10 protein-coding genes are annotated in these 12,759 nt (G+C 37.8%); 8 read left to right on the top strand and 2 right to left on the bottom strand.

Going from position 1 to position 12,759, the window contains the following annotated elements; all coding sequences use genetic code 11:
* Positions 1 to 36 precede the first annotated feature (36 nt).
* Positions 37 to 1,533: a sodium:solute symporter gene (locus Q0M21_RS06645; protein ID WP_295336011.1), complete on the bottom strand. Its 1,497-nt coding sequence runs from the start codon at positions 1,531 to 1,533 to the stop codon at positions 37 to 39.
* A 142-nt stretch (positions 1,534 to 1,675) separates the two neighbouring features.
* Between Q0M21_RS06645 and recR the strand changes: the two genes are divergently transcribed.
* The 7 genes from recR (at position 1,676) to rfbB (ending at position 10,516) form a co-directional block, all read left to right on the top strand.
* The gene (gene recR / locus Q0M21_RS06640) at positions 1,676 to 2,296 is read left to right on the top strand and encodes a recombination mediator RecR (protein ID WP_295336009.1); all 621 of its coding nucleotides are present in this window, start codon (positions 1,676 to 1,678) and stop codon (positions 2,294 to 2,296) included.
* Positions 2,297 to 2,371: 75 nt separating this feature from the next.
* Positions 2,372 to 3,166, top strand: coding sequence for a polysaccharide biosynthesis/export family protein (locus tag Q0M21_RS06635; RefSeq protein ID WP_295336007.1), 795 nt, complete (start codon positions 2,372 to 2,374; stop codon positions 3,164 to 3,166).
* 11 nt (positions 3,167 to 3,177) lie between these two features.
* Positions 3,178 to 5,640, top strand: coding sequence for a polysaccharide biosynthesis tyrosine autokinase (locus Q0M21_RS06630; protein ID WP_295336005.1), 2,463 nt, complete (start codon positions 3,178 to 3,180; stop codon positions 5,638 to 5,640).
* 3 nt (positions 5,641 to 5,643) lie between these two features.
* Positions 5,644 to 6,630, top strand: coding sequence for an SDR family oxidoreductase (locus tag Q0M21_RS06625; protein ID WP_295336002.1), 987 nt, complete (start codon positions 5,644 to 5,646; stop codon positions 6,628 to 6,630).
* 13 nt (positions 6,631 to 6,643) lie between these two features.
* Positions 6,644 to 8,035 carry a UDP-glucose 6-dehydrogenase gene (locus Q0M21_RS06620; protein ID WP_295336001.1) on the top strand — a complete coding sequence of 464 codons (1,392 nt, stop codon included), beginning with the start codon at positions 6,644 to 6,646 and terminating at the stop codon, positions 8,033 to 8,035.
* Between the two features lie 54 nt (positions 8,036 to 8,089).
* On the top strand, positions 8,090 to 9,367 hold the full coding sequence (locus Q0M21_RS06615) for a nucleotide sugar dehydrogenase (RefSeq protein ID WP_295335998.1): 1,278 nt from the start codon (positions 8,090 to 8,092) through the stop codon (positions 9,365 to 9,367).
* A 96-nt stretch (positions 9,368 to 9,463) separates the two neighbouring features.
* Positions 9,464 to 10,516 carry a dTDP-glucose 4,6-dehydratase gene (rfbB, locus tag Q0M21_RS06610; RefSeq protein ID WP_295335994.1) on the top strand — a complete coding sequence of 351 codons (1,053 nt, stop codon included), beginning with the start codon at positions 9,464 to 9,466 and terminating at the stop codon, positions 10,514 to 10,516.
* 36 nt (positions 10,517 to 10,552) lie between these two features.
* Here the strand turns inward: rfbB and Q0M21_RS06605 are convergent, their stop codons facing one another.
* Positions 10,553 to 11,305 (bottom strand): hypothetical protein, encoded by a 753-nt coding sequence (locus tag Q0M21_RS06605; protein ID WP_295335991.1) that lies wholly within the window; start codon positions 11,303 to 11,305, stop codon positions 10,553 to 10,555.
* 340 nt (positions 11,306 to 11,645) lie between these two features.
* Between Q0M21_RS06605 and Q0M21_RS06600 the strand changes: the two genes are divergently transcribed.
* Positions 11,646 to 12,759, top strand: a 1,114-nt coding sequence (locus tag Q0M21_RS06600; protein ID WP_295335988.1) for an autotransporter-associated beta strand repeat-containing protein, incomplete at its 3' end; no start/stop codon positions are given.

The following is a 12,759-nucleotide window of genomic DNA, read 5'->3' as shown; positions in this document are numbered from 1 at the left end:
ATTTCCACTTCAATCAGGGCTACACAGCAATCCGTTTTAGTATCGGGTGTTTTCGGTTGTAGGTTTACTAATTAACAACAAGCCCAAGAAGGTAATCAAGCCGTTTACTATAATCAGCTCGTTATCCAACACATAATTACCCAACAACTCCGCCGAGTATTTGCTGATAAAGAAACAAATGGCCGGTGCCGCTATACAAACCAGTGGTACTAATTTGTCGTGTACCGTTTTTGTTTTCACAAACAAACCAAAGGCATACAAGCCTAATAGCGGACCGTAGGTGTAAGAGGCAATTTTAAAAATCATCTTCACCACCGAAGCATCATTGACCGCGTTGAAGAAAACAATCACCAAAAACATCAAAAACGAAAAGGCTAAATGAACCATGTGGCGCGTTCTGACTACATTAGGTTTGTTTTGATTTTCAGCTTTATCCATACCTAAAAAATCCACGCAAAAGGATGTCGTTAAAGCGGTTAAGGCACTGTCGGTAGTGGCAAAAGTAGCGGCTGTTAAACCCAGCAAAAACACCACGGCAGGCACTATCGTTAAATGATTGAATGCAATTTCAGGGAACAATAAATCGGTGCGCGCGACACCATCAACCACGGGAACGGAGATACCGTTTTTCTCGGCATATAAGTACAACAAGGCGCCAACACTCAAAAAGAAAATATTAATCAGTACAAAAATACCTGTAAAAGTGAACATGTTTTTTTGGGCTTCACCTATGTTAGCACAGCTGAGGTTTTTCTGCATTAAATCCTGGTCCAAACCAACCATCGCAATCGTGACAAAAATGCCGCCAAGCACTTGCTTCCAGAAATAATTCCCCTTCAAATAATCTTCGAAAAAGAAAATTTTGGAATAGTTACTTTCTTTTACCGTTTCAAAAGCCTGTAACAGCGACAAGTCTAAACTTTGGCAAATAAAAATAATCGTCAAAAACACCGAAGACACGAGAAAAAACGTTTGCAAGGTATCGGTAATGATAATCGTTTTCAACCCGCCGCGGTAAGTGTAGGCGAAGATTAATCCCAAGGAAATCAAAACCGTCAAGGCAAATGGAACGTCAAACGCGTCAAAAACATAGCGTTGCAAGACAATCACCACCAAATACAATCGGAACGCCGAACCAATAGTGCGACTGATTAAAAAGATAGAAGCCGCTGTTTTGTAACTTACAGTACCTAAGCGTTGTTCTATATAACTGTAAATAGAGGTCAGGTTCATGCGATAGTATAGCGGTAGCAAAACCTTCGCTATGATTAAAAAACCTATGGCATTTCCCAATACAAATTGAAAGTACTTGAACTGCAAATCGGGATTGCCTACTTCACCCGGAACTGAGATAAAGGTTACTCCGGAAAGCGCGGTACCAATCATGCCAAACGCTACCAAATACCATTTGGAGTTTTTATTGGCTTTGAAAAAAGTATCGTTATCTGAGCTTTTTTTGCTGACTAAATTCGAAATCAATATCAATAATCCGAAGTAGATAACAATGATAATCAATATGGTGGATGGTGTCATAAGCTTGGTTTTATGAACCGCCAAAATACGAAATTAATGTATCGATTTGGAGATTTGGCTATTTGAAAATTTAAAGATGAGTTAATGCATTAATTTTCAAATTTTCAAATTGAATCATTTTCAAATTAACTACTTTTGTCGCATGGAATTTTCGTCAAAACTTTTAGAAAGAGCCGTCAACGAAATGGCGCAATTGCCCGGTATCGGTAAACGAACAGCGTTGCGATTGGTGTTGCATTTGCTGAAACAACCGGCAGAGCAAACCCAATTTTTGACACAGGCTTTAACCGCTATGCGTGAGGAAATTAAGTTTTGTAAATCGTGTCACAATATTTCTGATGTAGAAGTTTGCGAAATATGTAACAATCCGTCTCGAAACCATAAAATTATCTGTGTGGTTGAAGACGTACGTGATGTGATGGCTATTGAAAACACCAACCAATTCAAAGGCATCTACCACGTTTTGGGCGGCAAGATTTCACCTATTGACGGTATTGGTCCTAGTCAGTTAAATATCAGTACATTGGTCGAGAAGGTGAAAACCGGACAAACTGAAGAATTGATTTTTGCCTTAAGTTCTACTATGGAAGGCGATACCACTAATTTTTATATTTTCAAACAAATCAAAGATTTTGAGGTTAAAATCTCCGCTATTGCCCGCGGAATTGCAGTAGGCGATGAGTTGGAATATGCCGACGAAGTAACCTTGGGACGCAGTATTGTTAATAGGATTCCGTTTGAAAATTCGCTGAAAAACAGCTAACAAAATAAAATAGGCTACATTTTTTGTTTTTAGATTTGAAAAACTATCTTTGTTTGCTAATTTTTTTAAAAAGTAATGAACAGAATCACCCCATATATTCTCTTTTTATTCAGTTTGTTTTTTACTTCTTGTATACCTTCCAAAGACTTAATTTATCTGCAGGAAAATAACAAAAGTGTTTCAAATCAGCCTGTTGAGTCAGTTGCTTTAAAGCCTTACAGACTTCAGATTAATGATATTTTAAATATTAAAATTAAAGCTATTGATCCTGATTTGGTGGAGATTTTTAATGTTAATTCTCAAAGCCAGAGCAGTACGGGCGGTAATGAATTGAGTAACTATTTTAATGGTTATTCTGTGGATGATCACGGAAATATCAGATTGCCGATTTTGGGAGAAGTCAATGTATTAGGCCGAACTTTGGAAGAAGTAACCAGTATTATTGAAGGAAGATTGCTAAAAGAGTATTTCAACAAAGAAGCCGGAATTTTCGCCGTGGTAAAATTAGCAGGTTTTCGGTATACGATTAACGGAGAAGTTGTAATGCCGGGGACCAAAGTATTGTACCAGGATCGCGTTAACTTGATGGAAGCTGTTGCCAATGCTGGTGATATAACAGTAACCGGTGACCGAAAAAATGTTAAAGTAATTCGTAGAAATGCTACCGGTAGTGAAACTTTTTCTGTGGATTTAACCGATGCTAATGCTATAAAATCTCCTGCATTCAACCTTCAACCTAATGATTATATTTTGGTGAATCCGTTAAAGCAAAAAACTTGGGGAACGGGTAAAACCGGTATCGAGTCGTTGTCTACCGTAATTACCATATTGTCATTGGCAACTACAACTTTTTTATTGCTTAGAAATTAAATTCACTATACATGCTGGATATCAAAGATTTTTCTTTTTTCGAAAAACAAAACAGTTTTGATTTTAAGAGTTTTTTAATCAAGATTGTTAGTTATTGGAAGTGGTTTTTGATTTCCCTAGTCATTACATTTTCCATTGCACACCAAGTCAATGTCAGAAAACAAAAAATCTTTGGAATAGGAACTACTATAGCCGTTAAAGAAGAAAATAACCCGTTTTTTACTTCCAATACCAGTTTGGTTTTCAACTGGGGCGGAACATCCGATAAAGTTCAGATGATTTCTACCACTTTGAAGTCAAGATCGCACAATGAGTTGGTAGTAGACGAATTGCAGTTTTACACCGATTATTTTATCAAAACTGATTATTACTTAAAAGATGTTTACGGACAGATTCCGTTTAAAATAACAATTGATAAAACCAAAGCACAGCTTTACGAGCAGTTTATCAAAGTAAAGTTGGTCTCTGCTAATGTTTATCAAATAGCCGTTTCCATACCTTCCAGTTCAGCCGGTGTTATCAGGTATGCGGACAATTCGGTTTCTTCAGTACCGGTTTTTGAAACCGAGGTAGTTAAGAATTTCAGAGTAGGACAGCAGGTTAGTTTGCCTTTCCTGAATTGGAAGTTAGTGTTGACAAAAGCACCGAATGATTATATTGGAAAAGAGGTTTTGATTCGATTTAATTCTTTTGATAAAACGGTGGCCAATTACAAAGGATTAGAGGTTGAAATAGACGCCAGAGCCGGTTCTATCATTCGTTTAGGGATGCAGGGAACTAACAAAGAAAGAATGGTTGATTATCTGAATGCCACAGTGAAAAAATTAATCGACCGACAATTGGAGCAAAAAAATAAATTTGCCGACAATACCATAGCTTTTATCGATGAGACTTTGATGAAAATGGAAGGTGAACTCAAAGATTCGGGCGAGGATTTGAAAGATTTCAGTCGCACTAATAACATACTTGATATAGAAGATAAAGGAGCAAATTTCAAAGAGTTGCTAACCAATAATGATATCAAGAAGGAAGAAGTGGAACGCAAGTTAGCCTATTTAAACTCGCTCAAAAACTACCTAAACAGCAGTGTGGATTTTTCAAAATTACCGGCGCCTACGGTAGCAGGTATTGAAGAACCTAATATTGTAAACAATGTGGCCAAGTTGATAACCTTGTCTATAGAAAGATCAAAAATGGTTTACTCCGCCAAAGGGAATATCTTTTATGAGCGTATTGATAATGAAATTCAATCGGTTAAAAGGGTGTTACTTGAAAATGCCAATTCACTCAAAATCGCCTTGCAATATGATCTCAGACAGGTTGATATGAAAATCAGCCAGTTAGAAAGTGAGGTAAAAAAATTACCTGAAACCAATCAGGCTTATTTGAATATATCTCGTAAATATGATTTGAGTAATAATATTTACAACACTTACCTTCAAAAACGCAGTGAAGCTTCTATCGTGAAAGCTGCCAACTTGTCGGATATTCAATTCATCGATCCGGCTAAAGACGTTGGTAGTGGTTTGTTAGGACCTAAAACCGCTGTTAATTATGTTTTGGCATTTTTTATTGGATTGTTCATCCCGCTAATTGTAGTGTTTTTCATCTTCTTTATCAGCAACTCTATTCAAAATATTGACGATATATCGGCTATTACCCAAATTCCTATTATTGGTATCGTTGGGATTAAACACACCGAATCCAATTTGTCTGTTTTTGAACGACCAAAGTCGGCTTTATCAGAATCGTTCCGAGCCATTCGTTCTTCCCTTCAATTCTTATACAAAAAGCAAAGATCTGAAGGAGCAAAAACGTTGATGTTGACTTCTTCAGTCAGTGGCGAAGGAAAGACTTTTTGTTCCATCAATATTGCGACCGTTTTTGCTTTGAGCGAGAAAAAAACAATCATTTTGGGACTTGATTTGCGTAAACCGAAAATTTTTGATGATTTTAATATCCGAAACGATATTGGTGCAGTTAATTATTTAATTGGCCAAAAATCGTTAGGCGAAGTTATCCAAAAAACGCATATTCCTTACTTGGATGTAATCACTTCCGGACCAATTCCGCCCAATCCATCTGAGTTAATTTTGGGAGAGTCTATGAAAGAGATGATTGAAATCTTAAAGAAAGACTACGATTACATTATCTTGGATACGCCGCCGGTTGGGTTGGTGTCTGATGCTTTGGAATTAGCACAGTACAGCGATGTAACCTTGTACATAGTAAGACAAAACTTTACGAAAAAAGAGATGTTGACCCTATTAAACAACCGAACCAAACGAGGGGAGTTGAACAATATCAGCATTGTATTTAACGGTTATGAAAACAAAGCCAAATACGGTACCGGTTACGGTTATGGTTACGGTTATGGTTACGGTTATGGTTATGGCTATTCCAGTGGCTATCATGAAGATGATGTTCCGAGAGGATTTTGGGAAAAAATGAAATACAAATTCTTTAAGAAGTAAATCATGAGTACATTACATAAATCAGTTTTGATTACCGGAGGTGCCGGTTTTATCGGTTCCAATCTCTGTGAACATTTTTTACAAAAAGGATACCGTGTAACTTGTTTGGATAATTTTGCTACCGGACATCGGTATAATATTGAACCTTTTTTGTCGCAAGAAAATTTTACTTTGATCGAAGGGGATATCCGTGGTTTAGAAGTTTGCAGACAAGCGGTTAAAGAAGTTGATTTTGTATTGCATCAAGCTGCTTTGGGTTCTGTGCCACGTTCCATAAACGATCCTATAACCAGTAATGAGGTTAATGTAAGTGGTTTTTTAAATATGTTAGTGGCTTCCAGAGATGCGGGTATAAAACGTTTTGTATATGCGGCCAGTTCATCTACCTATGGAGATTCGGAGAGCTTACCGAAAGTAGAAGAAAAAATCGGAAAACCGCTTTCACCTTATGCAATTACGAAATATGTAAACGAATTATACGCCGATATTTTTTCTAAAACATATGGGTTGGAGACGATAGGATTGCGTTATTTTAATGTTTTCGGAAGAAGACAGGATCCCAATGGTGCTTATGCTGCTGTGATTCCGAAGTTTGTGATGCAATTGATGAAGCACGAAAGTCCGGTGATTAACGGCGATGGGAATTATTCCAGAGATTTCACTTATATTGATAATGTGATTCAAATGAACGAGTTGGCCATGACCACTCAAAATCCTGAAGCATTGAATACCGTTTACAATACTGCTTTTGGTGACAGAACCACTTTGAATGACATGGTGCATTATTTAAAATTGTACTTGTCGGAGTTTGATGCTGAGATTGCTGATGTTTCGGTAATTCACGGTCCAAATAGAATAGGGGATATCCCGCATTCTTTGGCGAGTATAGAAAAAGCCAAAAAATTATTGCATTACCATCCCGAGTACTCTTTTCAACGGGGTTTGAAAGCTGCTGTTGCTTGGTATTGGGAAAATTTGAAAAAAGAATAAATTACAATAGAGAATGAAAATAACTAATATTTGTTGTATAGGAGCCGGATACGTTGGAGGTCCGACTATGGCCGTAATTGCTGACAAATGTCCGCATATAAAAGTAACAGTCGTAGATTTGAATGAATCTAGAATTGCGGCTTGGAACGATACAGACATTAATAAAATTCCGATATATGAACCCGGATTGAATGAAATTGTTGGTAAAGCCCGTGGGAGAAACCTATTTTTTTCAACCGATGTTGACAAAGCGATTGATGAAGCCGAATTGATTTTCATTTCGGTAAACACCCCTACCAAAACTTACGGAACCGGTAAAGGGATGGCAGCCGATTTAAAGCACATCGAGTTGTGTGCCCGTCAAATTGCCAAAGTGGCCAAGAACGATAAGATAATTGTGGAAAAATCCACATTACCGGTAAGAACAGCAGAAGCTTTAAAAAGCATATTGGATAATACCGGAAACGGTGTTAAGTTTCAAATTCTTTCCAATCCGGAATTTCTAGCTGAAGGAACAGCAGTGCAAGACTTGTTGAATCCAGACAGGGTTTTAATTGGAGGAGAAACCACGCCCGACGGTCAAAAAGCCATCGAAGCTTTAGTAGAAGTTTATGCGAATTGGGTACCCAGAGAGCGAATTTTAAAAACCAATGTTTGGTCATCAGAACTATCTAAATTAACGGCCAATGCTTTCCTGGCGCAACGCGTGTCTTCTATCAACGCCATATCAGAGTTGTGTGAGAAAACAGAAGCTAATGTTAATGAGGTTGCCAAAGCCATTGGCATGGACAGCCGTATCGGTTCAAAGTTCTTAAAAGCATCCGTTGGTTTTGGCGGTTCCTGTTTTCAAAAAGACATATTGAACTTGGTTTACATCTCCAAAGCTTTCGGGTTGAACGAAGTGGCCGATTATTGGGAGCAAGTCATCATTATGAATGACCACCAAAAAAGACGTTTTTCAAAAAATATAGTGCAAACACTTTACAATACCGTTTCTGGAAAAAAAATAACTTTTTTAGGTTGGGCTTTCAAAAAAGATACCAATGACACTCGTGAATCTGCAGCTATCTATGTCGCGGATGATTTAATCAATGAGCAGGCCAAAATTGCACTTTACGATCCTAAGGTTGAGCAAAAGCAAGTCTTGTCTGATTTGAATTATTTGGATACCCGTCAACCGGAAGAAAATGCCAACAGTATCAAGACTTATCAAGACCCTTATGACGCTTGCGCTGATGCACATGCTATTGCTATTTTAACCGAATGGGATGAATTCAAAGAATATGATTGGCAAAAAATTTACGACAATATGTTAAAACCGGCGTTTGTATTTGACGGTAGAAATTTGTTAGATGCCGAACAAATGAAAGCTATTGGTTTTGTTTATCAATCTATTGGCTCTTAATTAATTGAGTATCTTTGTTTCGAAAAATATTTAAAAATCAGTTACTATTTTTTTATGAATTCCAAAATTGCAGTTATAGGATTAGGTTATGTAGGACTTCCGTTGGCCAGATTGTTTGCCACTAAATATCCTGTTGTAGGGTTTGATATCAACCAAAATCGAATTAAAGAACTTAATTCAGGTGTTGATGCTACTTTGGAGGTGAGCGAAGACCTGCTGAAGCAAGTTTTAGTAAATAATTCAAATGAATCTAGAGGCCTTTACTGCAGCAGTACCATAGAAGACATAAAAGACTGTACAATTTACATAGTTACGGTACCAACACCGGTAGATAAAAATAACAGACCTGATTTAACACCTTTATACAAATCCAGTGAAACTGTTGGAAAAGTACTGAAAAAAGGAGACATCGTAATTTACGAATCTACAGTATATCCGGGAGTTACAGAGGAAGAGTGTATTCCGGTATTGGAGAAAGTTAGTGGTTTGCAATTTAACACCGACTTTTTTGCCGGTTATTCACCGGAGCGAATCAATCCCGGAGACAAAGAGCATACTGTAGAGAAAATTTTAAAGGTGACTTCCGGTTCTACTCCTGAAATCGGAGAGAGAGTAAATGAATTGTACCAATCGGTTATTACAGCCGGGACGCATTTGGCACCTTCCATTAAAGTAGCGGAAGCGGCAAAAGTAATTGAAAACTCTCAAAGAGACATAAACATTGCTTTTGTGAATGAGCTGGCTAAGATTTTTAATTTATTGGAAATTGATACCCACGCTGTTTTGGAAGCAGCCGGTACCAAATGGAACTTTTTACCCTTCAAACCGGGATTGGTTGGTGGTCACTGTATTGGGGTGGATCCGTATTACTTAGCCCAAAAAGCCCAGGAAAAAGGCTATCATCCTGAAATTATTTTAGCCGGGAGAAGACTCAATGACAGCATGGGTGAATACGTAGCTTCGCAAGTAGTGAAGCTTATGATTAAAAAAGGAATCATCATCAATAAAGCCAAATTGCTGATGATGGGCATTACCTTCAAAGAAAATTGTCCTGATGTTCGCAATACCAAGATTGTTGATGTTGTCCTCGCTTTAGAAGATTATGGCATTGAAGTGACTATTTTTGATCCTTGGGCCAAACCGGAAGAAGTAAAGCATGAATATGGGTTGACCACTGTAAATCAGTTGCCTAATGATGTATTTGATGCAATTGTTTTAGGCGTTGCACACAAGGAATTTGCTGAAATTAATTATGCTAAACTAAAAAACAGCAATGGCGTTGTGTTTGACGTAAAAGGTGTTTTAAAAGAGCAAGCTGACGCCCGACTCTAGTTATTAAAAATCAAAATAATTTCTGAATTATAGGATAAAGATTAGCTATGACAAGATAGCATAGACAGGTTTATCGTTAATTACAATTAAACAATAATGAAAAAGATATTAATCACAGGTGGTGCAGGATTTATTGGTTCTCATGTCGTGAGACGATTTGTGCTGAACTATCCGGATTATCACATATACAATTTAGATGCTTTGACGTATGCCGGTAATTTGGAAAACATAGCCGATATTGAGAAAAGTGTAAATTATACCTTTATCAAAGGCGATATTGTGGATTCCGAATTCATCCACAATTTATTCCAACAATACCAATTCGATGGAGTAATCCATTTGGCAGCCGAATCGCATGTAGATCGTTCCATTACTGATCCCTTAGCATTTGTAAGAACCAATGTTTTTGGTACCATGAACTTGCTTAATGCCGCCAAAACCATTTGGAAAGATAACACTGAAGGCAAACGATTTTACCACATCAGTACCGATGAGGTTTACGGTACTTTAGGCTCTACAGGGTTGTTTACCGAAACCACGCCGTATGATCCGAATTCACCGTATTCGGCATCTAAAGCAAGTTCAGATCATTTTGTGCGGGCTTACGGAGAAACTTACGGCTTACCTTATGTAATTACCAATTGTTCCAATAATTACGGTCCCAATCATTTTCCGGAAAAATTGATTCCGCTTTTTATTAATAACATCATCAATAACAAACCTTTGCCGGTTTACGGTGATGGCAAATATACCCGCGATTGGTTGTTTGTAAAAGACCATGCAGTAGCTATCGATTTGGTTTTTCACCAAGGGCGAAACCACGAAACCTATAACATAGGAGGTTTTAACGAATGGCAAAACATCGACTTGGTAAAATTGTTGTGTCAAAAGATGGATGAAAAATTAGGCAGAACACCGGGCGAATCCGCTAAGTTAATCACTTACGTAAAAGACCGTCCCGGACACGATTTGCGTTATGCTATCGATGCCTCAAAAATCAACACTGAATTAGGCTGGAAACCTTCCGTTACTTTTGAAGAAGGCTTGGCGCAAACCATTGATTGGTATTTGGCCAATGAAACTTGGTTGAAAAACGTCACTTCAGGCGCTTATCAAAGTTATTACGACAAACAGTATTCTGAAGATTAATTCTATTTGAACAGTACAGACAGAAAAGGCTGAGGCTCAGACGGACCAGAGTATGGTTGTGGTGTTGTTGCTTCTTTTTAGCTCCTTTGTTTTGTTGCGCACTTTTGTTGAAAACCCAATAAACAAATAGGCTAACTGTAGTTGGTTGCCTTTGGGTATTTTGGTTGTTAGTTGTAAATGACTTTCCGTATCTTCATTGTCTAAAATTATTTCTTTGCTAAATTCAACATCATACTCATTATTAGCATGATTCCAGTTGGCTCTGCAAAGGGCTAAATGGATATGGGTAGCCTCTTCAGGCCAATTGATGTCGGTTTTGGGATTGAATTTTTTAATGGTGAAAGTGGAGGAAGTTTCGTTCCAATTCCATTTTGCTTTTAGTACTTTGTACAACGGTCGGGTACTGTTGCCTTCAAAACCGATGGGGTAGGTTTTAGCTTCATTGGATTGGATGCCGTTTTCAAAAGTTCTTTCTCCGTGTGAGTTGACTTTATCTTCGGCAATAATTTCGAACATTAGTTTGTTGGCGCGACCTGCAAAGCTGCCGTCTTTCGCTCTGTTGAAAAAAGGGTAAGCAATAGCTCGAAACGTTTTGGCTTTGTCAATAGCCCTACTGAATTCTCGACTGTGTTTCTTTACTTTGTCGAATACAGGGTTACTTTGAAAAGCCTCTTTGCTCACTCCGGTTTTGCCTTTTTCACGCACCCGATTTTGACCTTGTTGGTCAATGTAAAAAGTTAAATCGTCCAAGGAGCCAACAATTTTAAAAGGTGCAATTACTTTTGCCATGCTTTTATGTTAAAAATTTACCTACAAATATAGCTTTTTTTTATAGGTTTTACTCTTTTTACTTCCGGATATTGGTTTTGTTGGCTGCGGAATTAGTATTGTTGAGATAAGAATTTTAACGGCTTATTTTTTTTGAAATCGCATTTTGTTAACTTAAAATCAATAATTTATTAACACGAAAACGTTTTCGTTTGCTAATTGGCGTTTTGGCTTTTGACAAGCCGACTATTATTTTGTAGTTTTAACTTTCCAAATTTAACCTTTTACATTAATCTGCTACCGGCTTTTACAGTTGGGGTTATGGCATTGTTTTTTTACAGTAATTAATAAAAAATTATTTATGAAAAGAATTTTATCTTTTTTACTTGTTTTTTTCGGACTAACCTCCTCAGCTCAAACTTACCAAACATGGAGGTCAGAGGCTACCGACAACAGTTGGCAAACCAATGGCAACTGGTGGAATTTTCCCAATGGAAGTGCGATTGTATTCGGACAGCAAGAATGGGATAATAATCACTTCACATCACAGCAGTCAAATGCTGATGTGAACACTTGGCGATTTTTATTTAAAGCCGGTGCCAATCAGGCCCATACTTTTTCAGGGAACAAGATTCGCTTTTTTGATTTTGGAGGTCAAAATCCTACTATTACGAATATCTCAACAGCCACACACACTATTGGTAATAACATAGAGGGTGATGGTGATGTAGCAGATCCTTTGGAAATTTATGCCTTTGACGGTAATTTGAATTTTACAGGAGCCATTAACAACATGGGATCTTGGTTGGATTTTTACGGTAATGCCGGTAGAAATGTAAGTTTGTCAGGTTCTATTTCCGGTAGTGCCGGATTGGCTGTTAAAAACAATATTACCGTAACCTTATCCGGTCCGGCCAACAGTTACACCGGTGTTACCACGGTAGAAGCGGGTACGTTGGTGGTTCAAAAAGGTGGTCACTCTGCTAGTATTACTACTGGTGCAATAGCTTTTACTTTTGCCAGTCCGAATCAAGCTGCCGGGGTGTATGATTTTTTACCTGGGCAATTAGGTGGTAGTACTGCACGTACTTTAACCAGTAATTTGGCTGCCGGAAAAACCATTAGCTTTAATTATGCTACAGGCGATGTTACCATATGTGATACTTTAACTATCACTGCTGCTTCTATAGCTTCTAACAATATTGTTAACCCTGCTTTTGCTAAGGCGGGAGATGTTATTTCTTTGAGTTTTACTACTTCTGAAGCTGCTTCTGTTACCCCAATCGTAACCATTAATGGTACGACTGCCAGTGTTACAGGAAGTGGTACCACATGGTTTGCAACGCTTTCAGCCAGTGGGCTTTCCAATGGCTTGGTTAGCTTTTTGATTTCTTACCAAAATGCATTGGGTTGTACGGGAAGTAGAAATACTGTGACCAATGGCTCTTCAGTAACTGTAGATAATGTTGTTCCTA

The sequence above is a fragment of the Flavobacterium sp. genome (genome assembly GCF_024710485.1).
In the GTDB taxonomy this organism is placed as follows: domain Bacteria; phylum Bacteroidota; class Bacteroidia; order Flavobacteriales; family Flavobacteriaceae; genus Flavobacterium.
This window is presented reverse-complemented; position numbering and strand designations above follow the sequence as displayed.

Coding starts and splice junctions, on each gene's coding strand:
- Q0M21_RS06645 (WP_295336011.1), bottom strand. CDS start 1,533: ATGACACCATCCACCATATTGATTATCATTGTTATCTACTTCGGATTA.
- recR (WP_295336009.1), top strand. CDS start 1,676: ATGGAATTTTCGTCAAAACTTTTAGAAAGAGCCGTCAACGAAATGGCG.
- Q0M21_RS06635 (WP_295336007.1), top strand. CDS start 2,372: ATGAACAGAATCACCCCATATATTCTCTTTTTATTCAGTTTGTTTTTT.
- Q0M21_RS06630 (WP_295336005.1), top strand. CDS start 3,178: ATGCTGGATATCAAAGATTTTTCTTTTTTCGAAAAACAAAACAGTTTT.
- Q0M21_RS06625 (WP_295336002.1), top strand. CDS start 5,644: ATGAGTACATTACATAAATCAGTTTTGATTACCGGAGGTGCCGGTTTT.
- Q0M21_RS06620 (WP_295336001.1), top strand. CDS start 6,644: ATGAAAATAACTAATATTTGTTGTATAGGAGCCGGATACGTTGGAGGT.
- Q0M21_RS06615 (WP_295335998.1), top strand. CDS start 8,090: ATGAATTCCAAAATTGCAGTTATAGGATTAGGTTATGTAGGACTTCCG.
- rfbB (WP_295335994.1), top strand. CDS start 9,464: ATGAAAAAGATATTAATCACAGGTGGTGCAGGATTTATTGGTTCTCAT.
- Q0M21_RS06605 (WP_295335991.1), bottom strand. CDS start 11,305: ATGGCAAAAGTAATTGCACCTTTTAAAATTGTTGGCTCCTTGGACGAT.